Consider the following 26,469-nt stretch of genomic DNA (forward strand, 5'->3'; position numbering starts at 1 on the left):
TCATTAAAAATAGATTTCGGCCACAATGTTTCCGTAGGGAATTCCTTTCCGGATGAGCAGGTCGCGGGTTTCGACGACCATTTCCGGACTACCGCAGAGATAGAATTTCTGATCCTTCGGTAAATTATTCTGGTCTTCCAGGAAATGGGTAAGTCGTCCGTGGTACACATCGCCGCCTTTTTCCTGCGAACAGCAACGGATATACTGATCTTTCAATTCCGGCAGGAACTCATCTTCGAAGTAAAAATTTTGGAGGTAACGTCCGCCATGTACAACCGTTTTGTTTGTGCCCAAACCGGATTTGAACATGCTGTAGAATGGCGCAATCCCGGTTCCAGAAGCTACCCACCAGGCTGGTTCATCATCACCGGTGAAATCACCCATCGGTTCCGAAATCAGAATTGAATCGCCGGGCTGTAACTTGGCCAGACGCGGTGTGAGCCAACCACCGCCTTTTACGTTGAACAGGATTTTCAGTTCGTCTTCTTTTTCGCCGCTGCAAATGCTGTACATGCGGGGTGGTTCGCCTTCCGGCAGACCGATTTTTACTACTTGTCCTGCTTTGAAATCGTGGAGCCGGGGCAAGGAAAGAACATAAACACCGGGCGCAATTTCGTCGTTTTTCAGAAGGGCTACCTGGTATAACTCATCGTCGTATTTTGTGTAATCAGCTGATTTTCCCATAAAGCGTTATGCGTTTGTGTTGAATAAACACCCATCCATCCGGTTGGTTCAGCCTCAGGAAAAATCAGGCAACTTTCGTCAAAAATGACTGATGCACTATAATTTGGACAGCTTTCTCCGAAATTCCTTTTAAAAATTTCGGCAGTCATGCTAAAAAAGGTAATTTTACATCTTGAATCTCATGGAAATACCTTCGAAAGATGATCCTGTCGGGAAAGGAAATTGAAAAACAGCTGAACCGGAAGATCTTTATTGATCCCTTCCGGCCTGAGCAGTTGAATCCGAACAGTTACAATCTTCGTTTGCATAACCAACTATTGGTGTACGATGAGGATGTGCTTGACATGAAGAGTCCGAACAAGGTGAGTGAGATGGAAATTCCACCGGAAGGCCTGACACTGCAACCCAATAAACTGTACCTGGGACGTACCTTGGAGTACACCCGGACCGAGGATTACGTTCCGATGCTCGAAGGACGTTCGTCTGTCGGGCGACTGGGACTGTTTATTCATGTGACGGCAGGCTTCGGCGATGTGGGATTCAGCGGTTACTGGACACTGGAAATATTTTGTGTTCAGCCGGTTCGTATTTATGCCGGTGTGGAAATCTGCCAGATTTACTACCACACCATCGACGGGGAATACGAACGGTATAAAAGTGGAAAATATCAATTGAATCAGGGGATACAACCGAGTTTGCTTTACAGGGATTTTGAGTGATGGGAAAGTGGGTTCGTAAAATTTTTATCTGGATTTTGAAGATTCCGGTGTATTTCTACCGGTATTTCATTTCGCCAATGACACCGGCTTCGTGCCGCCATATTCCAACGTGTTCGGAGTATGCGGTGAAGGCGCTGGAAATTCACGGCCCCATTAAGGGTTTGTTTCTGGGAACCCGACGCATTCTGCATTGTCACCCCTGGGGAACACATGGCTATGACCCGGTTCCACCGAGAAAAATTAAAGTGAAAACCCTTAAACTGAAGTAGCATTTCTGCATGAAGAAGATTTTAATTTTGTTGACCATTGCGTCATTTCTGTTTGGTTCCTGTTCAAATCGTTCGCACAAGTCGTCTGGTGGCAGCCAGGCTGATTCTGCTGCGGTTTTTGTCAGTATTCTACCGTTAAAATATTTTGCCAAACAAATCATTGGCGATCGGTTTCCCGTTGAGGTGATGGTTCCGCCGGGAGCGAGTCCGGCTACTTATGAGCCTACGCCCCGGCAAATACAAAAACTTTCGAATGCAGCGGCCTACTTTGCGGTTGGTCATCTTGGTTTTGAGAATGCGTGGTTGAACCGCATCCGGCAGGCCAATCCCAACATGGAATTGTTTTACACCGATACCGGAATTACGCTGATTAAGGGTGATACGATACAACACGGCGACCACGACCATCACGAAGGGGTCGATCCGCATATCTGGACATCGCCCAAGCAGGCCAAGCAAATTGCCATCAATATCTTCGAAGGAATGGTGGCCATCGATCCGGGTAACCGGGAATATTACTACCAAAACCTGCAGAAGCTGTTTGACGAGATTGCCCGGGTTGACCACGAGGTCAGCATGAAGCTGTCTCTATTGAAAGGAAAGCGGTTCCTGATTTTCCATCCGTCGCTGGGCTACCTGGCACGCGACTATGGTCTGATTCAGGAATCCATCGAATTTGAAGGGAAATCACCTTCGCCCAAACACATGGAGGAGATTGTGAAAAAGGCCCGGAAGCAGCACATCAAGCTGATCCTGATTCAGAAGCAATTCGATAAAGCGGACGCTGAAACCATTGCCCGCGAAATCCATGCCGATGTGATGCAAATCGACCCACTGGACGAGGACTGGCCAAAGGAAACACTCTCTATTGCAGCTAAGTTGTTTGACAGTCTTTGGTGAACTACTCCCGCTTAGGGTTGTTACTTCATTGTTTAATTGCTAATTTCATTTTTTACTGACGGAATATTCCATCGGGGAATGAACCGGCGGTTGAAACGGAAACGAATACACATGGAAAGTCTCCTCGAAATACGCAATATGTCCGCGGGCTACGAAAAGAAAGTGGTCCTGAGCAACGTGAACCTGACCGTTAATCCCCAAGATTTTATCGGGGTAATTGGCCCCAATGGAGGTGGAAAAACGACCTTGCTGAAAACCATGCTGGGGTTGTTGCCACCCATCAAAGGCGAAATTGTTTTCAATGAGTCGATGCGGGAAGGTTCCCATCATCATATTGGGTATCTGCCGCAGGTGAACCGGATTGACAAGAAGTTTCCCATTACGGTTTTTGATGTGGTGCGAAGCGGACTGATGTCGCGGAACCGGCTGATTGGACGTTATTCCCGCGAGGAAAACGAACGAACTACCGATTTGCTGCAAAAGATGGGTATTTACACTTTGCGGAAAAAAGCAGTCGGCGAACTGTCAGGCGGACAGTTGCAACGGGTGTTGTTGAGCCGTGCGTTGGTGAACCAGCCGAAATTGCTGATTCTGGACGAGCCGAACACGTATGTCGACAATAAGTTTGAGCGTGAGTTGTACGAGCGGCTGCGTATCCTTAACAAGGATATGGCGATTATGCTGGTTTCGCACGACGTGGGTACGATTACTGCTTATGTAAAAACCATCGCTTGTGTGAATCGCAACCTGCATTACCACCCGTCGAATAAAATATCAACCGAACAACTGGCGGCTTATGAATGTCCGATTCAGATTATCTCGCACGGACAAATACCGCACACCGTTCTCTTACAACACGATCACTAATGGATAGCCTGGCCTCAATTTTTCAATTCGGATTTTTTCAAAATGCCTTCTGGGCGGCGCTCATGGCGAGCATCACCTGTGGACTGGTGGGAACTTACATCGTTTCGCGACGCATTGTTTTCATCAGCGGTGGTATTACACACGCTTCGTTTGGCGGCATCGGTCTGGGATATTTCCTGGGCATCAACCCGATCCTGGGAGCGTTGATTTTTGGTGTGTTGTCGGCACTGGGCATCGAATTCTTTACCCGCAAAGCAGATGTGCGCGAGGACTCGGCTATCGCGATGTTGTGGGCATTTGGTATGGCTATCGGAATTATTTTCGTGTACCTCACACCGGGTTATGCGCCCAACCTGATGAGTTACCTTTTCGGGAATATCCTGACGGTTTCAGCCGGGAATTTACTTTTCATGGGGCTGATAACCTTGGCGGTAATTGCCTTTTTCATCACCTTCTTCCGGATGATCCTGTTTGTGTCGTTCGACGAAGAGTTTGCCCTGACCAACAATGCGCCGGTACGGTTATTCAACCTGGTGTTGATTAGTTTGGTGGCGCTAACTATTGTGATGAATATCCGCGTGGTGGGAATCATCCTGGTGATGTCACTGCTGACCATTCCACAGGCCATTTCCAATATCTTCACCCGGAACTTCGGTACCATGATGATTTTGTCGGTGATTTTTGCCTTCATTGGTTCCATGGCCGGACTACTCTTTTCCTATTCTTTTAATATCCCTTCCGGCGCGTCCATCATCTTTGCGCTCGTGATCCTGTTTGGAATCCTGAAACTCGGCTCGGTTGGACTGGAACGACTCGGTAAGAACATGAGGTTGCCGCGGGTCTGAGGCGACCAAAACTTTCTGCGTTTTCTCATGCCCGGCCCCCCGGGGGACAAAATACGTCCGTGTTTTTTCATGCCCGGCTCCACGGGGAACAAAATACGTCCGCGTTTTTTCATGCCCGGCTCCACGGGGAACAAAATACGTCCGTGTTTTTTCATGCCCGGCTCCACGGGGAACAAAATACGTGCGCGTTTTTTCATGCCCGGGCTCCCGGGGAACGGAATCCGTCCGCGTTCTCTCACGCCCTGGCCCAAGGGGAACAAAAACCGTTGAAGTTTTTTGATGCTGCAGCCCGGAGAAAAAGAAAATTCTGAGAGCTTTTCCATATCACAACATTACGGGACGCAAATTTTCAAAGATCTCATTATTTCGATTCAACTCCTTTGGAGTTGCTTGTTAGTAAGGTCGCTGGTCCTCCGGTTTCACCGGAGGTGAAGAATGATTATTCCCTTGCGGGAATCTCAGTTACCGGATGCTGAGACCAAAATCTACTTATTTTTCCGGCGAAGCCGGATGAATATTCATCTCCCCCCTTAAATTTGGGGGTTGGCACGCAGTAGTAGAACCACAACCCCGAAGTGGGTTGAATAATCTTCTCAAATCTTCGTAACTTATTTATTCGAAGAAAATTTCACTCCCAAGAACCTTTGAAAGTTATACGACCATGGCCAGTTACCATCAAATCCTTTATCACATTACATTCCGGACGAAGAATAACCAAAAAGTACTTCACTACTCTAGTAACGATGACTTGTTGAGATACATATGGGGCATCTTGAAAAACAAAAATTGTAAGCTATATCGGGTTAATGCGGTTTCAGATCATGTGCATCTGGTTTGTTATCTTCATCCTTCAGTAGCATTAGCTGATTTAGTTCGGGAAATAAAGGTTTCTACTTCGCTTTGGATAAAGAGAGAAAAGATCTATCCTCGATTCAATGGATGGGCTGAAGGCTACGGAGCTTTTACCATGTCATTAAGGGAAAAGGACGCGACCATAAAATATGTGATGAATCAACAGGAGCATCACAAGAAAGCCGATTTTCGAGAGGAATACATCAAGCTTTTAAATGAGAACGGGGTTACGTTCGACGAGAAGTATCTACTTTAAAAATATTCAACTCCTTTGGAGTTGCTTGTTAGTAAGGTTGCTGGTCCTCCGGTTTCGCCGGAGGTGAAGAATGATTATTCCCTTGCGGGAATCTCCGTTATTAGATGCGGGGACCAAAATCTACTTACCCTTTCCGACTAAGCCTGGAAGAAGAGCAATTGTTCCCTATTTCCGGCGAAGGCCGGATAAATATTCATCTCCCCCAATGCAATTGGGGGTTGGGTTTCTGAGGTTGGACCCCAACCCCGAAGCGGGTTGAACTAAATAAGAAAGAGGCTGCCTTCAAAAGACAGCCTCTTCTATATCTTCCCGGAAGGGCAACAATCAATCGTTGCCACTCTTGCCGAACATCATCGGTTCGTCGACGGCGCGGGCTTTTTTCTCCCAGGCTTGTGGAATCACTTTCCAGTTCTCCGGATTGACAGGCGTATAAGTTCCCTGTTTTTCCAGCCACTTCATCATGTAGAAGCGCAAATCCTTTTCGGTGGTGCTAATGCGTCGCGCATTCAACTCGTCATGCGGGATGCCGGCTCCCTCTTCGAGGTGACCGCCGCCGCCATTTCCCCGGTATGAATTCACCGCCACTTTGTAGATGTGGTTTTCCCGGAAGGGCGTTCCGTCCGACATGGAGATGATGTGTACGCGGTGACCGGCTGGTTTGCGCACATCGACGGTGTACTTGATGCCGCCTGCCGAATCGAAATTGAAATACGGCTTGGCCAGTGAGTAAGTGCCGCGACCTTTGTTCTCCATCAGGTGGCCCTCTTTGTCCTTGCGGAAGTTAATGAGGTGGTCATCGGAGCTTTTCATGGTATTGAACCAACCGGCGTATGAATATTCCAGGTATCCTTTGATTTCTTTCCCGGAGAGCTTCATCGTGTAGAGCAGATTCTCGTATTTGTACAGGCGGAACATGTCGCGGACGTACAGCTCGCCTTTTTTCAGTTGCGTGTCAAAAATGGTGGGAGCCGAAAGGGAAATGTCGGCGCCGCTTTGTGCGAGCTGCACCTTGTGGATGAGTCCCATAAAGCTGGAGCTACCAAAGAAAGCATCGCGGGTATCGATTTCGGCCGTGAGTTTGGCCACCGGCTGGTTCACCCATTTTTTCACCTCGTTCACAAACGGTTTAAAGTGCGCCATGTATTCCGGGTCGGGCTGGTAGTTTTTGGAATGCTTCACCTCGGAAGTTATTTCCTTCTTCCAGGTTTTGTCAAAGCTGTCGTAGGTCAGCTTCATTTTGGCTACCGGAAACTCGCGGGCATGTGCCTGTGGTCCCATGACAAGAACTTTCTTGCCGGCAGTGTTGGTCACCCACTTGTTCCACTCGCGGTGGTCGTGGCCGGCAAACACAATGTCGAAGCCGGGTACTTGTTCGGCTACCAGCGCCGAAGCATTTTCGTTCTTGTAGGTCTTGGCAGTCGTTCCGCCGTAGGTATAATCGACACCCGAGTGGAACAGGCCAATCAGTACATCGGGATGCTCTTTTTCCTGTATAATTTTTACCCACTTCCGGGCGGTTTCAATCATGTCTTCGAACTCCATCCCTTTCCAGATTTTTTCCGGAAGCCAGTACGGAATGTGCGGGGTAATCATGCCCAATACGGCAATCTTCACGCCCTCTTTCTCGATGATGGTGTAGGGCTTGAAATACGGTTTTCCGTCGTCGGTGCGGACGGCGTTGGCCGCCATCCACGGCATGTGCATCTCGCTGCGCACCTTGTCGTACACGTGATGTCCCGCTTCGATGTCGTGGTTGCCCACGGTGGCGGCGTCGTACTTCATGAAATTGTAGACCCGCGCCACGATGTTGGTACTATCGGGCTGCAGGAAATTGGAAAAATATACATCGGGTTCGCCCTGCAGAATGTCGCCGTTGTCGAGCAATATCACATCCTGGTCGGGTTTGGCCCGCTCGGCTTTCACGTAAGAATAAACCGATGCCAGCGAATGATTGGCGGTCGTATCGGTCATGAAATTCCACGGGAAAAGGGAGCCGTGTACATCACTGGTTTCGATGAATTCGAGGTTGACGGTTTTCTTCTGGCAGGAAGAAAGGAGAAGCGTGAGCGAAAGAATCAGCAGCAGGAACCTTCCGCGCGCAAGATGTTTCCAGTTCATAATTGAATTTTCGATGGGTTTGAAATGTAAATATAGTAAAGGGTTGGAAAGGGGAAATGTTTAGAGAGAGGATAAAACAACTTTGTCATTTTTATGACATCACTAGTTTACCTATAGTTATATCAAATTCAGAAGTTAAATTATTTCAGATAATTATTACCATCTTTATGTTGTGTCGACGGTATGAAATGTAAAAAAATTGGACCATGCTTTATTGGATTGCAGATGATTCGGCTTTTAGTTCTCTAAGAACATTAAAAAATGATGACATACACCTTTTTGGAGGAATTGTTATTGATGATATAAACCTTAGTTTGTTAAGGTTTAAAATTGATGAAGTTAAGAATAAGTATTCTCTTGGTTATTCGATTCCAATAAAATGGAATATCACTGTAGTTAAGGAATATTGTAAGAAAATGGGTCTCGAAAATGAATTGGAGATACTTAGAAAACATTCAAATGATATAAGAAAAGAAATAATTGAGTCTGCTGACGATATTAACTACAAGATAATTATTGCTGCTGTTGAGATAATGAAAGAGAATGATAAATCCGTTAGAGAACTGCAATCAGAAATAAAGAGATATGTATTTGGGTATGGGTTGAATCAGTTTGGTTTTGAAGTAAGCATTAGTCATAAACCTGCTATTGTTATTTTAGATTGGCCGGAGGGAGAAGATCCTAAGCCATTTAATGAAGAATATGCAGCAGCATATTTTGGGGGAAAGTCAACAAGTGGCAAGTTTGAATATAAATGTGGGGCTCTTCAAAAGCTGAAATTTTTTGATAGTCCGTTGTTTGCTAAAACACTTAATACATCAGCACTTCAATTTACAGATATTATTATTGGAGCTACAAAAGATTATTTATTAAGCAAGTTTAAACCTAAGAAAAAAAATCATTTTAAGGATGAAGTGTTTATGCTGTTTAAGCATAAATTTAGAAGTTATCCTAATTTTGAAGATAGAGGATTATATATCCCCAATACGTCGAGAAACCTTAAAAGTCATATTTTCCCTAATTTATATTTGTCTGCTGATGATGATGACATCTTATTAGATTTTTAAGATTAAAAACAAAAAACCCGAAGCCAAAGACTTCGGGTTTCTCTTTTCGTATCTGGAATAAGCAATATTCTAAGATTGTATCAGCAACAGTTCTTTCCTTGCTGAATTGGGGGACAAGGAACGGTACCATACGAACAATATACGCAACAATCACCTTCTTTTGGCTTTAAAACAGTGTGGCAGTTGGTACATTCGTAAAAGAAACTGCACGCATTTTCAGGCATCGTTTCTTCCTTCTGAAAACCGCATTCGGGGCAGGTGATGACGGATTTGAGTATGATGGGTTTCAGCTCTTGAAAATCGGAAAAATCCATTGTTGGTCTATTGTTTTTAATCATGCGTAATATCTGTCAAATATAGCATAATCAAAAAGTGTTTGGAGGGTAAAATAAAAAAGCCGGTTAAGAAACCGGCTTTGTAGTAGCGGGGACAGGACTCGAACCTGCGACCTCCGGGTTATGAGCCCGACGAGCTACCAACTGCTCTACCCCGCAATGTAGGCGTTGAGTATGTTTCTCAAACGCGGTTGCAAATATAGATCAGTTTTTGTGTCCTTCCAAATAAATTCGTGAAAATTCATTGCGATCAGGAGCACATTTGGGTGTTGTTACTTGATGATGAAGCGGTAGCCGCAAATAAAAAAATTTCTCCTTTTTCTTATTAACTTTGGCAACCAGAGAAAACAGGATGGAATGATTACGGAAAACCAGAAGAAGCGCCTTCGCTATAAAATGAAGAATCCCCTGCGGATGGTGATTTTTAACGACCAGAATCTGCATACTGTTGGGCAGTTCCGGTTTACGCCTCAATCGTTGTTTATGCTCATCGCTTCGGTGGTGATTTTACTGATTGTGGCTGTTATCTTGCTTATCGCTTTTACGCCGCTCAGGGAATATATACCCGGTTATCCTACCGGAGAAATGCGTCAAACCATTGTGCAAAATGCGTTGATGGTCGATTCGCTGGAAAGCGAGCTGGCTGTGCGCGATCGGTATTTCCGCGATATCCGCATGTTGCTGGCCGGCGAAACGCCCCCGGACGAAACCACTTCGCCCGATACCATCGTTCGCCTCGACCAGATACATTTCAAAAAATACGACCACGACAGCCTGTTCCAGGATCAACTGTCGCGCGAACAATTTAATCTCTCTCTGAATAACCAGACTCCCGATCGCAAACGCGGCATTTCGGAGCTGTTGTTCTTCCCGCCAATCAACGGTGTCATCACCAACCACTTCGATGCGGCTTCCGGCCACTTTGGCGTCGATGTGGTGGCGAAAAAGAATACTCGTATCTCGTCGGTGCTCGACGGTACAGTGGTATTTACCGGATGGACGATGCAGACCGGATATGTGATTGAGATTCAGCACGAGCATAACCTGGTGACGTTCTACAAGCACAATTCCGAGCTGCTGAAAAAGGCCGGCGACAAGGTGAAAGCCGGCGAAGCCATTGCCATTATGGGGAATACCGGGATGGAAACAACCGGGCCGCATCTTCATTTTGAAATGTGGCAATCTGGTGTACCTTTGAACCCCGAAGATTACATCAATTTTTAGGCGGAACATCATGAAAAACATTGCCATACTGGGTTCAACCGGTTCTATCGGAACACAGGCGCTGGAGGTGATTGAAAAAAATCCCGACCGGTTCACTGTGGAGGTATTGACGGCCAACAACAACACGAAGTTGTTGATTGCGCAGGCGCGTCAGTTCAGGCCCAATGTTGTGGTTATTGCCAACGAAGAAAAATACGACGAGGTCCGCGATGCGCTGGCTTCGGAACCGATTAAAGTATATGCCGGCGCCGATGCGGTGGCACAGGTGGTTTCGATGGGCTCCGTCGATTTAGTGTTGACGGCCATGGTGGGCTATTCCGGCTTGTTGCCGACCATCAATGCCATCAATGCCGGAAAAACCATAGCACTGGCCAACAAGGAAACGATGGTTGTTGCCGGCGAGCTGATTGTGCGACTGGCCAACGAAAAGAAGGTGGATATCCTTCCGGTGGATTCGGAACACTCGGCCATTTTCCAATGCCTGGCCGGCGAGTTCATGAATCCCATCGAGAAAGTGATTCTGACCTGCTCGGGCGGTCCTTTTCACGGAAGAACAGCGAAAGAGTTGAGAGCGGTTACGCCGGAAGATGCGCTGAAGCATCCGAGCTGGGACATGGGCGCGAAAATTACCATCGATTCGGCCTCGCTGATGAACAAAGGTTTTGAAGTGATTGAGGCCAAATGGTTGTTCGGCTTAAAGCCGGAACAGATTGACGTGGTGGTGCATCCGCAGAGTATCATTCACTCGCTCGTTCAGTTTGAGGACGGAGCCTTGAAAGCGCAGCTGGGCATGCCCGATATGCGGGTCCCGATTCAGTACGCATTGGCTTATCCCGAAAGGTTAGCCAGCGATTTCCCTCGCTTCCGGTTCTCTGATTACCCGACACTCACATTCGATACACCCGATACCGAAAATTTTCGTAATCTTGCACTTTCGTATGAGGCTTTGCATCAGGGCGGAAATATCGCCTGTTCACTCAACGCATCCAACGAAATAGCTGTAAAAGCATTCCTCGACAGAAAAATCGCTTTTACCGAGATGGCGTGTATCAATGAGGCAGTTATGATGAAAACTTCGTTGGTGAATGAACCTTCGTACGAAGATTATGTTGAAACCGATCGGGAAGCTCGCGAAAGGGCTGTCTCATTGGTAAATGAAAATAGTTAAAAACGATTCGATAAAGATACTATGGTTGTTTTGGTTAAGGCGGCTCAGCTTATCCTGAGTCTTTCGATTCTGGTTGTCCTTCACGAGTTTGGACACTTTATTTTCGCCAAGCTCTTTAAGTGCCGGGTTGAAAAATTCTACCTTTTCTTCGATCCGTGGTTTTCGCTCTTTAAATTTAAAAAAGGCGAAACCGAGTACGGCGTCGGCTGGCTGCCACTGGGTGGTTATGTGAAGATCTCGGGGATGATCGACGAGTCGATGGACAAAGAGCAGATGAAACAACCTCCGCAGCCATGGGAGTTCCGTTCGAAACCGGCCTGGCAGCGTCTGTTAATCATGATTGGCGGTGTGCTGTTCAACCTTCTTTTTGCGCTCTTCCTGTATGCCATGGTGTTGTACACCTGGGGCGAACAATATTTGCCGACAGCCAATGTGAAGTACGGAATCGTCACTAGTGATACCGGTAAAGAAATTGGTTTCCAGAACGGCGATAAAATATTAAATGTTGACGGCAAGAAGGTTGCTGATTTCACGAAAATCGTTCCGACCATTGTGCTTGAAAAGGCGAGCTATGTAGAGGTGGAGCGCGATGGCAAGGATGTGAGAGTTCCGATTACGCAGGAAGATATTGCCAAGCTGCTGAATAATAAAAACGTAATGGGCGTCCGGATTCCTTATTCCCTTCAGGTGCATGGATTCATGAAGAAATCGCCCGCGCGGGATGCCGGAATGGATATTGGCGACAAAGTAGTAGCCATCAACGGACAGCATTTTACCTACAACGACCAGTTTGTTGAGGCACTGAAAGATGCGAAAGGCAAAACGGTGGATGTGACCATTGACCGGGACGGTGCGACAAAGACGTTACCGGTGACGATTGGTGAGAATGGGCTGCTTGGGGTCGAACGTACCATGATGAACCTCGACAGCTTGTTTACTTTTAAAACACTCACCTATGGCTTTTGGCAATCCATTCCGGCCGGTGTGACGAAAGGTTTTAATACCGTGGATAATTACCTGAAGCAATTCAAGCTGTTGTTTCAGCCCGAAACGAAAGCATACGAATCATTGGGTGGTTTTATCGCTATCGGTAACATTTTCCCGGGCATTTGGGACTGGCGTTCGTTCTGGAACCTGACCGCCTTCCTGTCGATTATTTTGGCCGTAATGAATATTCTGCCCATCCCGGCACTCGATGGTGGCCATGTATTGTTCCTGCTCTACGAAATTGTTTCGGGCCGTAAGCCCAGCGATAAATTCCTGGAGTACGCGCAGATTGCCGGAATGGTGATTCTGTTTGCACTGCTGATTTTCGCCAACGGAAACGACATTATCAAATTATTCAAGGGTTAGTGTGTCATTTCCAGTGGATGAAGAACATCGTATGAAAAAAATTCTAAATTTGTAACCAAACCTTTAAAACATGACATTATGAACTTATTCGTGATAGCAGGGTTCATTGGCCCGCAGGAAATCATTATCATACTGGTCATTGTTCTGCTTCTGTTTGGAGGCAAGAAGATACCGGAACTGATGCGCGGCCTTGGGAAGGGTATGAAAGAGTTTAAAAACGCCACCAACGATGAGGGCGGTTCCGAGGAGAAATCTTCGAAGAAAGAGGAGAGTTCGAAAGAGACACTCAAAGAGTAGACTGAAAAATATTCAGACTGATACAACACAGAACCCTGGTTCAGATGAGCCGGGGTTTGTTCGTTGATATTCTTTAACTTTTTTTCCTAAAATGATTTTGTTAATTTCGAATTAACCATTGTATCATTTTGTAAGACAACGTTTGATAACCATGCAGCCTTGACCTGACCATTTGTGATTCGTCCCGGAATGGGAACCGGATTACGGTTTTGTCGCAAGGTTGTTTCTGTTTATTTTCTTATCGAGTCAATAAATCTAAAATATAGCGTATCATGAAGAAGATACTATTTCAACTGACTGTCACCTTTGTATTGGGAGCGATGCTTTCCTCCTGCGGGGGAGACAGTAATCCAACAATGAAAAATTCTACCGGAAAGCCAGGCGAAATTGTTGTCGTGATTCCTAAGGCTACCTGGGAGGGCGAGGCAGGCGATACCATCTTTCATTTCCTGGCGCAGCCTGTTGCCGATTTGCCCCAGGAGGAGCCGATGTTGAACGTGGTGCATATCCCGCCGCAGGCATTTGGCGAGATTTTTAAAACCGGCAGAAATCTTCTGCTGACAAAGATTAACCCTTCGGTGAAAGAACCTAAGATTACGATACAGCGCAATGTGTGGGCGAAACCGCAGATAATTGTTTCGGTACAGGCGCCCAATGAAAAGAGTTTTACCGATTTCTTTGCCAAAAAGGGAAACGATATCGTGAGCATCTTCGTGAAAGAAGAGCGGAACCGGCTGATGAAAATGTATGCCGACCGGAAATTTAAAAACGATGCGGTTGCCGAGCGGATGGCAAAAGAGCACCACTTTACGCTCAACGTGCCGAAGGGATTTGTGGTTTCAGTGGATACGACCAATTTTGTGTGGATTCGTTACGAAACTCCGAACATCAGCCAGGATGTAATCGCTTACTGGTACCCGTATACTTCCGATAGTACCTTTACCAGGAATTATCTGCTGAATAAGCGCGATTCGGTCCTGAAGAAAAACGTTCCCGGACCCGATAAAGGCACTTACATGATGACAGAGCGACAGATTCCCACTCTTTTCCGTGCCTTTAAGCTGAACGGTAATTACACTGCTATGCTGCGCGGGCTCTGGAAGGTGCACGGCGATTTCATGGGAGGTCCTTTTGTTAGCATCAGCACACTCGACCCGATTCGTGGTCGTGTACTGACACTGGAAGGATTTGTTTATGCTCCGAAGAAAGATAAGCGGGAATTGATGAGGCAGGTGGAAGCCATGATTTATTCGGTGCGCTTCCCCGACCAGAAAAAGAACGACAAGATTAACCGGATGGCTGAGATGGGCAACGACACGAGTGCGCCACCGGTAGATTCGGTAGAAACGAAATAAATTTTCGAAAGCAATTGGGCATAAAAAAGAAGAGGCGGAACTAATTATTCCGCCTCTTTTTTATGTGGTAACTCTCGAGAGTAAAGTTTCTTTTTAACTATGCCGGCTGCAATTCCGGAACCATTTCCGGCAACTCCACATGCTCGTAACCCTGGTTACGCAGTTGTGGACGGAAACCAGCATCGATAATGGATTGCTGAATACCTTTGGCATTCATCTGGTACGATGCGCCTGCGGCAGAAACGACATTTTCCTCAATCATGATGGAACCCATGTCGTTAGCTCCGGCATTCAGACAAAGCTGCGCGGTATCTCTTCCTACTGTTAACCACGATGCCTGGATGTTGGTCACATTGTTCAGCATAATACGCGCAACGGCAATCATCCGCACATATTCCATTGGCTCAATCGGAGTAACTTCAATGTTTTGATAGAGCTCGGTATCTTCGAGCATCACCGGCCACGGGATGAAAGCCGTGAAACCATCGCTGCCTTCCGGGCGTTCGTCCTGCACATCGCGAAGCAAAGCCAGGTGTTCGATGCGCTCGCGGTTGGTTTCAATCGTTCCGAACATCATGGTAGCCGAAGTCACCATTTTCAGTTTGTGGGCTTCGCGCATTACGTCAAGCCACTCCTGCGTGTTGCACTTTCCGGGTGATAAAATCCGGCGAACCCGATCCGACAGAATTTCTGCACCGGCTCCGGGCAGACTATCCAGCCCCGAATCCCGCAGTTGGATAAGCGTATCGCGGAAGCTCAAACGAGAGCGCTTGGCGATGTGTGCCACCTCAGGCGGTCCCAGCGAGTGCAGTTTCACTTCCGGATAACGGCGCTTTAACTCACTGAACAGGTCGGTGTAAAACTTGATACCATATCGCGGGTGCATGCCGCCCTGGAGAAGCAGCTGGTTACCACCCTGCTTGAGCATCTCCTCAATTTTTTCAGAGTACTCTTCGATGGTGGTTGTATAGACATCCTTATCGCCGATATCGCGTCGGAAATTACAGAAATTACAGTGGGCCACACATATGTTGGTGGTATTTACGTTGCGGTCGATTATCCAGGTTACCACGTTGCCGGGCACCTTCTTTTTCCGCAACTCATTTGCTACATGCATCAACTCCGGAGTGGGAGCATGCTCATACAGCAGCAATCCTTCATCAACGGTCAATGCCTCAAAATTTAAGGCTTTTTGGTATATTGATTCGAAATTCATGTAGTAAAAATTTGGCGTAAAGGTACTAATTTTCAAATACGATAGTCGCTGATGTTTACGGCTATCCTTTTTAAAAAGATTCAACCTTTTTCAGGGGATAATGTTGCATCAGTAAATTAAAATTTTCGATATGGAACTGAAAAGACAAAGTGAGCACAATGGTAATAATCTGATATACATATTAAAAGATAGCTCGGAGTTGGCCTCTGTTCCGCTCGGCGAGAAAGAAAAAAAATATGCCGAAAAGCGGTTGGAAGATAAAGCAGAATTAATCTTCATCAACCGGATGGACGGATGGATTTTTCTGGTTGTTCCCAAACAGTGCAAAGATGAAGAGGCATTTTTAGAGGAATGCCGGAAAAAAGGAAATGAAATTGCAGTGCGGGCGACGGAAGAAAAACTGGAAGAACTGGGCATATCAGGAAATGATGCCCAGGCTGTTTTGGCTGTCGCCGAAGGAGTGGCATTGAGCAGCTACCGGTTTTTGAACCATTTTACCGACAAAAAAGGGAAAGAGAGTCCGCTAAAGAATTTGTCTTTGGTTTCTGAGCAACTGAGTGATGCTGACGTAACAGAATTGACCAACTTGGTGAAGAGTGTTTGCCAAACACGCGATTTAGTGAACGAACCGCTGTCGCACATGAATGCTGAACGTTTGGCAGAAGCTTTCACCAAAATGGGAAAAGAAGCCGGAATGACGGTGGATGTTTTCCATAAGCAAAAAATTGAATCGCTGAAAATGGGCGGCCTGCTGGCGGTCAACAAAGGAAGTATCGATCCTCCGACCTTCACCATCATGGAGTGGAAACCGGAAAAACCGGTGAATGAAAAACCGATTGTCCTGGTGGGTAAAGGTGTGGTGTATGATACGGGAGGTATGAGCCTCAAGCCGACGCCCAATTCGATGGATTACATGAAATCGGATATGGCTGGAGGTGCTGCTGTTGGTGGTGCCATTTATGCGGCTGCGCTGAACCGTTTGCCATTGCATGTTATTGCACTGATTCCGGCTACCGATAACCGCCCTGACGGAAACGCTTATGTTCCGGGCGATGTGATTACGATGCATAGCGGCAAAACGGTGGAAGTGCTCAATACCGATGCAGAAGGGCGTTTGTTGCTGGCGGATGCATTGAGCTATGCGAAGAAATTTGAACCGCAGCTGGTCATTGATGCGGCTACATTAACCGGGTCAGCAGCCGTTGCGCTGGGACATTACGGAATTGCCGGAATGGGAACAGCGAAACCGGAAGTGATGCAGCAACTTCAAAAAGCCGGGCATGAAGTGTACGAACGGGTGGTTGAATTTCCTTTTTGGGAAGAATATGGCGAATTGTTGAAATCGGATATTGCCGACCTGAAAAACCTGGGGCCGCGCGAAGCAGGAATGATCACCGCCGGGAAATTTCTCGAAAACTTTGTGGACTATCCTTGGATCCACCTGGATATTGCTGGAGCCGCATTTCTGAACCAACCTGATAGCTATCGTGGTAAAGGAGCGACGGGTACCGGTGTGCGCCTGTTGTACCGTTTCCTGAAAAGCCTGGTTGGATGATATGCTCTGAAACCTCTATAAAAACGCGGGGCGGTCAGGGATATACCGAAGAAAAGTTTAAATTTGACCATCCTTTCTCCTTGGGGGAATTGTTGAAAATCTAACATTTAGACAGGACTATGAAGCAACATATTGTCAAGGTCGGAATTACGCACGGCGACATCAACGGAATTGGTTATGAGGTTATCATGAAGGCTCTGCTGGACAACCGGATAATGGAAAACTGTACTCCCATTGTCTACGGTTCGCCCAAAGTAGCCGCTTATCACCGAAAGGCGTTAAATATTAACAACTTCAGTTTTAACCACATTAACGCGGCGGAGGAAGCAGTGCCCAAGCGGCCCAATATCATTAACTGCATCGATGAAAATATCCGGGTCGAACTGGGTAAGTCGACCAAGATGGCCGGCGAAGCCAGCTACATGGCGCTTGAAGCGGCTGTCAAGGATATCAAAGAGGGAAAGATTGACGTGCTGATTACGGCTCCTATCAACAAGGAGAATATTCAGTCCAACGTATTTCACTTTCCGGGACACACGCAGTATCTGGCCGAAGAGTTTAAGGCGGAAGATCACCTGATGCTGATGGTGAGCAACGACCTGAAGGTTGGTATTGTTACCGAGCACATCCCGCTGTCGAAAGTGGCCTCGACGATTACCACAGACATGATCCTGAGTAAGCTCCGGGTATTGAACCGGACATTGATGGAAGACTTTACGTTGCACAAGCCCCGTATTGCAGTTCTGGCGTTGAATCCGCACGCTGGTGATCATGGATTGATTGGTGACGAAGAAGAGCGCGAGATTATTCCGGCAATCAAAACTGCCAATGAAGAAGGGATTATCGCCATGGGACCGTATCCGGCCGACGGATTTTTTGGTTCGGCCGATTACAAGAAATTCGATGCTATTCTGGCGATGTATCACGACCAGGGACTGACGCCTTTTAAGCTGGCGTCGTTCGAGTCGGGTGTGAACTTCACTGCAGGTTTGCCTATTGTCAGAACATCGCCGGGACACGGAACGGCTTACAGTCTGGCTGGCGAAGGTAATGCGTCGGAAGATTCATTCCGGAATGCCATGTACCTGGCCATCGACCTGTTCCTGAACCGGGAGCAGTACAAAGAATTTTCGAAAGATCCGTTGCAGAGCCAGGAGATCGATCGAACCGGGGGAGAATAGAGTTCTCCCCGATTCCATGAATAAACTTGAATGAACGCAAAGGATGTACGAATACATCAAGGGAAATATCACTGAACTAACGCCTGCTTCGGTCATTGTTGAGGCCGGAGGTATCGGGTACTTTATCAACATTTCACTAACCACCTATACCCGTTTGAACGGACGGGAAAATGTGACGGTTTTTCTTCAGCAAATTGTTCGCGAAGATGCTCATCTCCTGTATGGTTTTGCCGATCGGGATGAGCGGGAAATCTTCAGGTTACTGATATCGGTAAACGGCATCGGAGCCAATACGGCTGTTATGATGCTTTCGTCGTATCAGCCGGAACAGTTGAGAGACGCCATCGCTACCGAGAATGTGAATGTGCTCAAAAGTATCAAAGGCATTGGAGCCAAGACGGCGCAGCGGGTTATCATCGATTTGAAGGATAAAATCGGTAAATCATCAGAATCAGTGCAGGTTTTCGACAAAGCAGACAATACCACGCGGGAAGAAGCGTTATCTGCTTTGGTGATGCTGGGGTTCAACAAGCGGGCAATCGAAAAAGCACTGGACCGGATTTTTTCCGACAATCCGGGTATTTCTGTTGAGGAAACCATTAAAATTGCGCTGAAAAATCTTTGAGGGCTCCCTTTCCCTGCATTTTTGCGGAAAAAATTTGTAGTAGCTGGTGTTGAGAAGGTACCGTAGATATATACTGGCTATTCCCCTGCTGATTATCGTTGTGTCCATTATCGGAAACAGCGATGCGTCGGTCAACATGGGAAAAGCTGTCAGGTGGAATGATAACGGTCCGGTTAAAGAAGAGGGTGATACGCTTGCCGTAGATACCATTGGGAAATTACCCTATCCCTTTCGGGATAAAGGCCCCTTCGGAAATGCAGGACAACAGGATTCATCCGCCTTGTATCTTCATGATCCTTCGAATATGAAAAAGGAGGTGGAGTACGATCCGGAAACCGGCGATTATATTTTCTACGACCGGATTGGTGACTTCAACTATAGGCTACCGCGTACCATGTCGCTGGAAGAGTATCGCCATTGGGATTTTCAGGAATCTATCAAGCGTTACTGGCGGCAACGGATGGCACAGCAATCCTTCGAACAACAGTCGCAACTCATTCCCCAACTTAAAGTAGGTGGCGAATCCTTCAATAGAATTTTCGGGTCCAATACCGTGAGCATTCGCCCGCAGGGTTACGTTGAGCTGAGTCTTGGCGTGCAAACCAACCGCATCGATAATCCTTCCATTCCCGAAAGGATGCGCAAAACCACGACATTCGATTTCAACGAGAAAGTGAACATGAATGTGGTGGGACAAATCGGAAGTAAGCTGAATATGCGGGTGAATTATAATACCGAAGCGACTTTCGATTTCGAAAACAAAATGAAGCTGAACTACACCGGCGATGAGGATGAGATTGTGAAGAATGTGGAGGCCGGTAACGTTTCGATGCCATTGTCGGGTTCATTGATTACCGGAGGGACGAACCTTTTCGGGGTGAGAACGGATTTGCAGTTTGGTAAACTTGCCGTTTCGACAATTTTCTCGCAACAAAAAGGAGAAACCAAGACCATTGAAACGGAAGGCGGCGCCCAGAAGACGAAGTTCAAGCTCGATGTGACGGATTACGATGCCAACCGGCACTTCTTCCTCGGGCAGTATTTTTACGATCACTACGATCAGGCACTGGCCAACCTTCCGGTTATCAATTCAGCCATTACCATCAACAAGGTGGAGGTGTGGGTTACCAATAAATCCAACGACTTTAAGGAATCCCGAAATATTTTGGCGTTAACCGACCTGGGTGAGCGGGGCGGTAACCGAGAAAATCAGTCCATTTCAGAGTTTGGTGACACTCCCGGACTTTCGTACCCGGAAAACGTTTATACGTTCAATGGTGCCAACCAGATGTACACTTCGATTACATCTACTTATTCCGGTATCCGTAATATAGCGCAGCTGACACAGGTAATGGCTCCGTTGGCCAGTCGAGGTTTTGTGGCCGGACGCGACTACGAAAAAATTGAAAATGCCCGCAGGCTCTCTCCTTCAGAATATACCGTCAACAAAAGACTGGGTTATATTTCGCTTAATTCAGCGCTGAATGCGGATGAGGTGCTGGCTGTGGCTTATCAGTATACAGCCAACGGAAAAACTTACCAGGTGGGGGAATTCTCGACCGATGGTATTGATGCGCCGCAGACGTTGGTTCTGAAATTAATTAAGGGGACCGACTTAAATCCCAAATTCAAGAACTGGGATTTGATGATGAAAAACGTTTATAATCTTGGGGCTTATCAGCTTTCTCCGGAAGATTTCCGTTTCGATGTGGAATACCAGAACGATTCGACGGGTACCAATTTGAACTACTTGCCGACAGGTCCACTGAAAGAGAAAATACTGCTCAAGGTGATGAACCTTGATAATTTGAACAAGCAAAAAGATCCCTATCCCGATGGACTATTTGACTTCATCGACGGCGTGACGATCGATGCTGCTACCGGACGGGTGTTCTTCCCGGTGGTTCAGCCATTCGGTTCCAACCTGAAAAAGCAACTTGGAAGTGATCAGACGGCAATCGACCGGTATGTTTTCCAGAGTTTGTACGACGAGACAAAAACGGTAGCCGAACAGGATGCGGAGAAAAACAAATATCAGTTGGTAGGTAGTTACAAGGGAAGTGCCAGCAACGAAATTTCGCTGAACACAATTAACGTCGCGCGGGGATCGGTGAAAGTTACTGCAGGCGGACGCGAACTGACGGAAAACGTCGATTATGTGGTGGACTACGCCCAGGGAACGGTGAAGATTATTAACCAGGGGCTGCTCGAATCGGGAACGCCTATTTCGGTTTTCACCGAGAGTAACAATCTCTTCAGTATGCAGCGGAAGACCTTGCTGGGAACCCATATGAATTACGAGTTCAACAAGAACTTCAACCTGGGCGGTACGGTAATGTATTTGCACGAAAAACCGCTGACACAGAAAGTGAATTACGGTGAAGATCCCATTTCGAATACCATGCTGGGTTTGAATGCTTCGTATAAAACGAAATCGCAGCTGATTACCAATTTGGTGGATGCGCTCCCATTCCTGGATACGAAAGCGGAATCGAAAGTGGCTGTGGATGCGGAGTTTGCACAGTTACTACCGGGGCACTCAAAGGTGATTTCGAACGAGGGTGCGGTGTATATCGATGATTTCGAGGGAACGAAAACAACCATCGATATGAAAACGCAGCATGCGTGGACTTTCGCCAGTACGCCGCAGGGACAGGATATGTTCCCGGAAGGGGAGCTGGTTGACAACCTGGCCAATGGTTACAACCGGGCAAAGCTGGCGTGGTATGTTATCGATCCACTTTTGCAACGAAATACAGCAACTACACCAAAGCATCTGATACAGTTTCCGAAGCAGCGCTCGAGCAACTATGTGCGCGAGGTGTATCAGAGTGAAATTTATCCTGACAGGCAGACACCTGTTGGTCAACCTACGAATATTCCGACATTGGATTTGGCATATTACCCTTCGGAAAAAGGCCCTTATAACTTCGATACCTATCCTTCGGCTTATTCAGCGGGTGTGGCTCAAGATGGTTCTTTGAATCAGCCGGAGACGCGTTGGGGGGGAATTATGCGACAGGTTCAAACCAGCGATTTTGAAGCGGCGAATATCGAGTACATCGAGTTTTGGATGATGGATCCGTTTGCCGAAGATACGTTGCAGCAAAATCCCGGTGGAGATTTGTATTTCGACTTGGGAAATGTGTCAGAGGATATTCTTCGCGATGGAAGAAAATCGTTTGAGAACGGATTACCTGCCGACGGTAATTACGCAGCTACCTGCGATACGACCGCCTGGGGACGTGTTTCGAGACAACAGTCGTTGGTGAAGGCATTCGATAATAACCCACAGGCCCGCCGTTACCAGGATATTGGTTTGGATGGTTTGGACTCGAAAGATGAAGAGAGTTTTTATAAAACGTATCTCGACCAGTTAAAAGGCTTGTTGGTCGATAGTGTATACGCTAAGGTTTATGCCGACCCGGCGAATGATAACTTCCACTATTTCCGGGGAACCGATTACGATAATGAACAGCTGGGGATTCTTCAGCGATACAAAAATTACAACAATCCCGATGGCAACTCGCCGACCTCCGATATGTCGCCGGAACCTTATAGCACAGCCGCGACATCGATTCCTGATGCCGAGGATATTAACGACGATAATACGTTAAGTGAAAATGAGTCATATTTCCAGTATCACCTGAAGCTGGACCGGCGGGATTTGGCTGTTGGAAAGAATTACATCACCGACGCGAAAACAGCGCGTGTTAAACTGAAAGATGGTACAACTTCGGAGATTACCTGGTACCAGTTTAAGATTCCGGTCAAGCAACCGACTTCGACCATTGGAACCATTTCCGATTTCCGTTCTATCCGGTTTATGCGGATGTTCTTGCGCGGATGGAAGAAGCCAGTTGTATTGCGTTTTGCCACGCTTGATTTGGTTCGCTCTGACTGGCGAATTTATGAAAAGGATTTGTCGGAAAACAACAGTGTTCCTTCTCCGAATACCAAGTTCGAGATATCGGCTGTTAACATTGAGGAGAATGCGAACCGCGAACCGGTGAACTACGTGTTACCTCCCGGAATCAGCCGTGTGATTGACCCCGCCAACCCGCAGATCCGACAACTGAACGAACAGTCGATGGTGCTGCGAACGATCGATTTGCCAACCGGCGATGCGCGGGCAGCATATAAGACTACCACAGTGGACATGCGGCGGTATAAAACGCTGAAAATGGAGGTGCATGCCGAAGCAATTAAAAACCATGCGCTGAACGATGATGATCTGTCGCTTTTCATTCGCATCGGGTCGGATTACCGCTACAACTATTACGAATACGAAATACCGCTGAAGCTGACGCCTCCGGGTTACTACAGTAATGATTCGCAGAACGACCGGTTGATTGTATGGCCTGAAGCCAACCGAATGTATATCCCGCTGGATCTGTTGCCAAAATTGAAGCTTGAACGGAATGCCAAAATGCGGCAAGCCGGTTCTCAGCTTTCGCTGAATGATGTCTTTGAAAAGATTCAGAATGGTGTGAACAACAACCAGAACATCATTAAGGTGAAGGGTAATCCGAACCTGGGAGAGGTGACTTCGGTGATGATTGGTATCCGGAATAAGGATGGCAGTCCTCATCCGGGAAGTAAGTCGGTGGAAGTATGGGTCAACGAACTTCGTCTGACGGATTTCGACGAGAAAGGTGGATGGGCAGCTTTGGGCCGCGTTTCGGGTAACCTGGCTGATTTGGGAACCTATTCGTTTGCCGGACGAACCAGTACTGCCGGCTTTGGAAGTATCGATTCGAAGATGCAGCAGCGCAGCATGGAAGACAATCATGAATATGATATTTCTACGAATCTTCAGTTAGGAAAATTCTTTGGTGAGAAGTCGGGAGTGCAGATTCCGATGTACCTCGGTTTTTCGAAAGCGGTGCAAACACCCGAATATTCGCCGCTCGATCCGGATGTGAAATTGAAAGATGCGCTGGATGCTGCCGCGAATAAGTCCGAAAGGGATTCCATCAAGCGAATATCGCAGGATTATACGACCCGTAGAAGTATCAATTTCACGAATGTGCACATCGACAAGCCTAACAAAAAGGGGAAACCCAAGGTCTATGATATTTCGAATTTCGCGGTGACCTATTCATTTAACCAGTATTATCATCGTGATATCAACACCACGAGGAATGAGACGCGAAATACACGCATGTTGTTTTCGTACAACTACAATACACGGCCAAAGGCTGTGGAGCCTTTCAAAAATGTGAAGTTGTTCCGTTCGCCATGGTTCTCCCTGATTCGTGATTTCAACTTTTATTATTCGCCGGAACAGATCTCTTTCCGTTCGGATATGAACCGGCGGTATAGTGAGCTGCAGTACCGGAATATTACCAACCCTGATTTCATCATTCCTTCCTCCTATGAGAAGGATTTTATCTGGGATCGTTATTACGATTTGCGTTACAGTCTTACCCGCAGCCTTAAGCTGGATGTTTCGGCTCAGAATACATCACGCGTGGAAGAGCCGTTGGGAGCCAGACTGAACAAGAATCAGGATGAGTATGAGGCTCGGCGCGACACGATTATTCAGAGTATTCTCGACGGAGGTCGTAACACGCATTATCATCACACGGTGAACGCATCGTACACACTGCCGATTAATAAAATTCCATTACTGAACTGGACATCGGGTTCGGCTCGTTATCAATCGACTTTTGACTGGGATACCGGACCGATTACGAGCAGCGAATACCAGTTGGGTAATATTATCCAAAACTCACGTTCGATGCAGTTTAACGGGCAGGCGAACCTGGTGAACCTGTATAACAAAGTCCCGTTCCTGAGAAAAGTAAATCAAAAATATTCAGGAGGGAGGGGAAGGAGAAGCATGATGAGACGGCCTTCTCCAATGCGAACGGATACCCGAAACGGAGCAAATGGCAAAGAAGTCAGGTTTGCAGACAAGGGACTGAACCTAAAGGCAGGGAAGGCCCGCTCGATTTTCCATAAGCTAGGTACGAAAGATGTTCGGGTAACTGTTACCGATGCCACAGGAAAACCCATTAACGGTGATGTGAAAGTGGTGAATGACAACCGGGTGACTTTTACTGCGCCGAAAGATTATAACAATGCGAATGTTTTGGTCGTTGGCACGCAGAAGCCCTCAGCCAATATCGCTTTGAAAATAGCTGAATACACGTCGCGTTTGCTGATGATGGTTCGTGACATCAACATTTCCTATACGCAAACCGATGGAACGGTTCTTCCGGGTTACCTGCCTAACACCAGCTATTTTGGTTTGGAAAACTATGCACCGGATGGAAGTACGGTTAAATCACTGGCTCCGGGATGGCCCTTCGTTTTGGGACAACAAGACCCGAACTTTGCATGGAAAGCGATTGAGAATGGGTGGATGACGACGGATTCTGCTCAAAACAGCCCGTACCAAATGACTCACAACAATACACTGAATCTGCGGACCAAACTCGAACCCATTCCGGGATTGAAAATTGATTTGACGGCTAATCGGAGTTATTCCGAAAACTCATCGGAATTCTATTTGTACGATGCGCAGGATGGCTGGGGTGCTTACAACAAAAATTACTTCGGGAATTTCACCATGTCGGTCATTACAATCGGATCGGCTTTCGATAAGTTAGGAACCAGTGGTGTGCAGCAATCTTCGGCATGGGAAAAATTCCGGGATTATCGTCATATTATTGCTGGTCGGTTGGCCGCTCAACGAGTAGCCAATTTGGATCAGGGATACGATCCGGGAAAGGTCGATCCAACGACTGGCTTCCCTGATGGTTATGGTCCAACAGCCGCACAGGTGCTGATCCCTTCCTTCTTTGCGGCGTATACCGGGATGGATCCAAACAAAGTATCTCTTGATCCGTTCCCGTCGGTGAAGTTCATGATGCCCAACTGGCGTCTTCAGTACAATGGTGCAGTTAATGCTGTTCCGGGTTTGAAGAATATCATGAAGACGTTGAGTATTTCGCACGCCTACCGTTCTTCCTATAATGTGGGTTCGTTTATCAGTAACCTGAATTATGATGAGCTTGGTGATGGCTTCAGCTACGTGCGCGATTATCAGGATAACTTCCTGCCAAAGAATGATATTAACGCCATTAGTATCAATGAGTCGTTTAGTCCGCTGTTTAACGTGGATGTGACCTGGTTGAATAACCTGACGACTCGTTTCGAATACCGGAAATCACGGAATCTGACACTCAGCTTGACAAATAATCAGTTGACGGAAGTATACAACAACGAAATGAGTGTTGGTTTGGGCTACCGTTTCGAGGATTTGAAGTTGTTCATTAAGACGAAGAACTCGCAGAAGACCTTGAACAACGACTTGCAAGTCAGGGCTGACTTTGGCTTGCGGAAGAACAAAACCGTTCTGAGAAAACTGGTGGAGTCGGATAATCAGCTTACGGCCGGCCAGCAGGCAATGACCATCAAATTATCGGCTGATTACAATCTGAGTGAAGCCTTTATCGTCCGGTTGTATTACGACCGTATTGTAAATAATCCGTTTATTTCACTATCCTATCCTACGGCCAATTCCAACATTGGTGTAAGTTTCCGTTTTACTTTATCGCACTAAATTTCCGGTT

20 protein-coding genes and 1 tRNA gene are annotated in these 26,469 nt (G+C 46.9%); 16 read left to right on the forward strand and 5 right to left on the reverse strand.

Annotation, left to right across the window (positions count from 1 at the left end; genetic code table 11):
- Nucleotides 1–3 precede the first annotated feature (3 nt).
- Entirely contained in the window at nucleotides 4–684 is a 681-nt protein-coding gene (locus tag GJU87_RS19240) for a ferredoxin--NADP reductase (protein ID WP_153640964.1), read from the reverse strand.
- A 200-nt stretch (nucleotides 685–884) separates the two neighbouring features.
- Here GJU87_RS19240 and dcd point away from each other — a divergent pair, with 200 nt between their 5' ends.
- The 6 genes from dcd (at nucleotide 885) to tnpA (ending at nucleotide 5,392) form a co-directional block, all read left to right on the forward strand.
- Complete coding sequence (dcd, locus tag GJU87_RS19245) at nucleotides 885–1,403, forward strand: dCTP deaminase (RefSeq protein ID WP_153640965.1); 519 nt, start codon at nucleotides 885–887, stop codon at nucleotides 1,401–1,403.
- Nucleotides 1,403–1,672 (forward strand): membrane protein insertion efficiency factor YidD, encoded by a 270-nt coding sequence (yidD, locus tag GJU87_RS19250; RefSeq protein ID WP_153640966.1) that lies wholly within the window; start codon nucleotides 1,403–1,405, stop codon nucleotides 1,670–1,672. The genes dcd and yidD overlap by 1 nt, the downstream gene beginning before the upstream one ends.
- 9 nt (nucleotides 1,673–1,681) lie before the next feature.
- The gene (locus GJU87_RS19255; RefSeq protein WP_153640967.1) at nucleotides 1,682–2,572 is read left to right on the forward strand and encodes a metal ABC transporter solute-binding protein, Zn/Mn family; all 891 of its coding nucleotides are present in this window, start codon (nucleotides 1,682–1,684) and stop codon (nucleotides 2,570–2,572) included.
- A 111-nt stretch (nucleotides 2,573–2,683) separates the two neighbouring features.
- Nucleotides 2,684–3,439: a metal ABC transporter ATP-binding protein gene (locus tag GJU87_RS19260; protein ID WP_153640968.1), complete on the forward strand. Its 756-nt coding sequence runs from the start codon at nucleotides 2,684–2,686 to the stop codon at nucleotides 3,437–3,439.
- On the forward strand, nucleotides 3,439–4,284 hold the full coding sequence (locus GJU87_RS19265) for a metal ABC transporter permease (protein ID WP_106541182.1): 846 nt from the start codon (nucleotides 3,439–3,441) through the stop codon (nucleotides 4,282–4,284). The genes GJU87_RS19260 and GJU87_RS19265 overlap by 1 nt, the downstream gene beginning before the upstream one ends.
- A 661-nt stretch (nucleotides 4,285–4,945) precedes the next feature.
- A complete protein-coding gene (tnpA, locus tag GJU87_RS19270; protein ID WP_153640969.1) occupies nucleotides 4,946–5,392 on the forward strand; it encodes an IS200/IS605 family transposase in 447 nt (148 codons plus the stop codon).
- A 324-nt stretch (nucleotides 5,393–5,716) separates the two neighbouring features.
- Here the strand turns inward: tnpA and GJU87_RS19275 are convergent, their stop codons facing one another.
- On the reverse strand, nucleotides 5,717–7,510 hold the full coding sequence (locus tag GJU87_RS19275; protein ID WP_153640970.1) for a bifunctional UDP-sugar hydrolase/5'-nucleotidase: 1,794 nt from the start codon (nucleotides 7,508–7,510) through the stop codon (nucleotides 5,717–5,719).
- A 206-nt stretch (nucleotides 7,511–7,716) separates the two neighbouring features.
- On the opposite strand from GJU87_RS19275, the gene GJU87_RS19280 reads away from it, so the two are divergent.
- On the forward strand, nucleotides 7,717–8,577 hold the full coding sequence (locus tag GJU87_RS19280; protein WP_153640971.1) for a hypothetical protein: 861 nt from the start codon (nucleotides 7,717–7,719) through the stop codon (nucleotides 8,575–8,577).
- An 80-nt stretch (nucleotides 8,578–8,657) separates the two neighbouring features.
- Here the strand turns inward: GJU87_RS19280 and GJU87_RS21700 are convergent, their stop codons facing one another.
- Together GJU87_RS21700 and GJU87_RS19290 are read right to left on the reverse strand one after the other, a co-directional pair.
- Entirely contained in the window at nucleotides 8,658–8,891 is a 234-nt protein-coding gene (locus GJU87_RS21700) for a GDCCVxC domain-containing (seleno)protein (protein WP_153640972.1), read from the reverse strand.
- Nucleotides 8,892–8,998: 107 nt separating this feature from the next.
- A tRNA-Met gene (locus GJU87_RS19290) sits at nucleotides 8,999–9,071 on the reverse strand.
- 198 nt (nucleotides 9,072–9,269) lie between these two features.
- On the opposite strand from GJU87_RS19290, the gene GJU87_RS19295 reads away from it, so the two are divergent.
- The 5 genes from GJU87_RS19295 to GJU87_RS19315 all read left to right on the forward strand — a co-directional run bounded on the left by GJU87_RS19295 (nucleotide 9,270) and on the right by GJU87_RS19315 (nucleotide 14,309).
- Nucleotides 9,270–10,136 (forward strand): M23 family metallopeptidase, encoded by an 867-nt coding sequence (locus tag GJU87_RS19295; protein WP_153640973.1) that lies wholly within the window; start codon nucleotides 9,270–9,272, stop codon nucleotides 10,134–10,136.
- 10 nt (nucleotides 10,137–10,146) lie between these two features.
- On the forward strand, nucleotides 10,147–11,304 hold the full coding sequence (locus GJU87_RS19300) for a 1-deoxy-D-xylulose-5-phosphate reductoisomerase (RefSeq protein WP_153640974.1): 1,158 nt from the start codon (nucleotides 10,147–10,149) through the stop codon (nucleotides 11,302–11,304).
- 21 nt (nucleotides 11,305–11,325) lie between these two features.
- Nucleotides 11,326–12,657 carry an RIP metalloprotease RseP gene (gene rseP / locus GJU87_RS19305; protein ID WP_153640975.1) on the forward strand — a complete coding sequence of 444 codons (1,332 nt, stop codon included), beginning with the start codon at nucleotides 11,326–11,328 and terminating at the stop codon, nucleotides 12,655–12,657.
- 78 nt (nucleotides 12,658–12,735) lie between these two features.
- Nucleotides 12,736–12,954 carry a twin-arginine translocase TatA/TatE family subunit gene (tatA, locus tag GJU87_RS19310; RefSeq protein ID WP_194831589.1) on the forward strand — a complete coding sequence of 73 codons (219 nt, stop codon included), beginning with the start codon at nucleotides 12,736–12,738 and terminating at the stop codon, nucleotides 12,952–12,954.
- Nucleotides 12,955–13,226: 272 nt separating this feature from the next.
- Nucleotides 13,227–14,309 carry a DUF4837 family protein gene (locus tag GJU87_RS19315; RefSeq protein ID WP_153640977.1) on the forward strand — a complete coding sequence of 361 codons (1,083 nt, stop codon included), beginning with the start codon at nucleotides 13,227–13,229 and terminating at the stop codon, nucleotides 14,307–14,309.
- A gap of 97 nt (nucleotides 14,310–14,406) precedes the next feature.
- Here GJU87_RS19315 and mqnC read toward each other — a convergent pair whose 3' ends face one another.
- The gene (gene mqnC, locus GJU87_RS19320) at nucleotides 14,407–15,525 is read right to left on the reverse strand and encodes a cyclic dehypoxanthinyl futalosine synthase (RefSeq protein ID WP_153640978.1); all 1,119 of its coding nucleotides are present in this window, start codon (nucleotides 15,523–15,525) and stop codon (nucleotides 14,407–14,409) included.
- 130 nt (nucleotides 15,526–15,655) lie between these two features.
- Between mqnC and GJU87_RS19325 the strand changes: the two genes are divergently transcribed.
- The 4 genes from GJU87_RS19325 to sprA all read left to right on the forward strand — a co-directional run bounded on the left by GJU87_RS19325 (nucleotide 15,656) and on the right by sprA (nucleotide 26,459).
- Entirely contained in the window at nucleotides 15,656–17,080 is a 1,425-nt protein-coding gene (locus GJU87_RS19325; protein WP_153640979.1) for a M17 family metallopeptidase, read from the forward strand.
- A gap of 119 nt (nucleotides 17,081–17,199) precedes the next feature.
- Entirely contained in the window at nucleotides 17,200–18,261 is a 1,062-nt protein-coding gene (gene pdxA / locus GJU87_RS19330; RefSeq protein ID WP_153640980.1) for a 4-hydroxythreonine-4-phosphate dehydrogenase PdxA, read from the forward strand.
- A 43-nt stretch (nucleotides 18,262–18,304) separates the two neighbouring features.
- Complete coding sequence (ruvA, locus tag GJU87_RS19335; protein ID WP_153640981.1) at nucleotides 18,305–18,886, forward strand: Holliday junction branch migration protein RuvA; 582 nt, start codon at nucleotides 18,305–18,307, stop codon at nucleotides 18,884–18,886.
- Between the two features lie 46 nt (nucleotides 18,887–18,932).
- Nucleotides 18,933–26,459 carry a cell surface protein SprA gene (gene sprA / locus GJU87_RS19340; RefSeq protein WP_153640982.1) on the forward strand — a complete coding sequence of 2,509 codons (7,527 nt, stop codon included), beginning with the start codon at nucleotides 18,933–18,935 and terminating at the stop codon, nucleotides 26,457–26,459.
- The last annotated feature ends 10 nt before the right edge of the window (nucleotides 26,460–26,469 follow it).

This window comes from Prolixibacter sp. NT017, from assembly GCF_009617875.1.
GTDB lineage: Bacteria > Bacteroidota > Bacteroidia > Bacteroidales > Prolixibacteraceae > Prolixibacter.

What these genes read in the sequence shown, in the direction of transcription:
- GJU87_RS19325 (WP_153640979.1), top strand. Translation starts at nt 15,656, where the DNA reads ATGGAACTGAAAAGACAAAGTGAGCACAATGGTAATAATCTGATATAC.
- tatA (WP_194831589.1), top strand. Translation starts at nt 12,736, where the DNA reads ATGAACTTATTCGTGATAGCAGGGTTCATTGGCCCGCAGGAAATCATT.
- yidD (WP_153640966.1), top strand. Translation starts at nt 1,403, where the DNA reads ATGGGAAAGTGGGTTCGTAAAATTTTTATCTGGATTTTGAAGATTCCG.
- rseP (WP_153640975.1), top strand. Translation starts at nt 11,326, where the DNA reads ATGGTTGTTTTGGTTAAGGCGGCTCAGCTTATCCTGAGTCTTTCGATT.
- GJU87_RS19260 (WP_153640968.1), top strand. Translation starts at nt 2,684, where the DNA reads ATGGAAAGTCTCCTCGAAATACGCAATATGTCCGCGGGCTACGAAAAG.
- GJU87_RS21700 (WP_153640972.1), bottom strand. Translation starts at nt 8,891, where the DNA reads ATGGATTTTTCCGATTTTCAAGAGCTGAAACCCATCATACTCAAATCC.
- GJU87_RS19300 (WP_153640974.1), top strand. Translation starts at nt 10,147, where the DNA reads ATGAAAAACATTGCCATACTGGGTTCAACCGGTTCTATCGGAACACAG.
- GJU87_RS19265 (WP_106541182.1), top strand. Translation starts at nt 3,439, where the DNA reads ATGGATAGCCTGGCCTCAATTTTTCAATTCGGATTTTTTCAAAATGCC.
- pdxA (WP_153640980.1), top strand. Translation starts at nt 17,200, where the DNA reads ATGAAGCAACATATTGTCAAGGTCGGAATTACGCACGGCGACATCAAC.
- tnpA (WP_153640969.1), top strand. Translation starts at nt 4,946, where the DNA reads ATGGCCAGTTACCATCAAATCCTTTATCACATTACATTCCGGACGAAG.
- GJU87_RS19295 (WP_153640973.1), top strand. Translation starts at nt 9,270, where the DNA reads ATGATTACGGAAAACCAGAAGAAGCGCCTTCGCTATAAAATGAAGAAT.
- GJU87_RS19275 (WP_153640970.1), bottom strand. Translation starts at nt 7,510, where the DNA reads ATGAACTGGAAACATCTTGCGCGCGGAAGGTTCCTGCTGCTGATTCTT.
- GJU87_RS19255 (WP_153640967.1), top strand. Translation starts at nt 1,682, where the DNA reads ATGAAGAAGATTTTAATTTTGTTGACCATTGCGTCATTTCTGTTTGGT.
- mqnC (WP_153640978.1), bottom strand. Translation starts at nt 15,525, where the DNA reads ATGAATTTCGAATCAATATACCAAAAAGCCTTAAATTTTGAGGCATTG.
- GJU87_RS19240 (WP_153640964.1), bottom strand. Translation starts at nt 684, where the DNA reads ATGGGAAAATCAGCTGATTACACAAAATACGACGATGAGTTATACCAG.
- GJU87_RS19315 (WP_153640977.1), top strand. Translation starts at nt 13,227, where the DNA reads ATGAAGAAGATACTATTTCAACTGACTGTCACCTTTGTATTGGGAGCG.
- GJU87_RS19280 (WP_153640971.1), top strand. Translation starts at nt 7,717, where the DNA reads ATGCTTTATTGGATTGCAGATGATTCGGCTTTTAGTTCTCTAAGAACA.
- ruvA (WP_153640981.1), top strand. Translation starts at nt 18,305, where the DNA reads ATGTACGAATACATCAAGGGAAATATCACTGAACTAACGCCTGCTTCG.
- dcd (WP_153640965.1), top strand. Translation starts at nt 885, where the DNA reads ATGATCCTGTCGGGAAAGGAAATTGAAAAACAGCTGAACCGGAAGATC.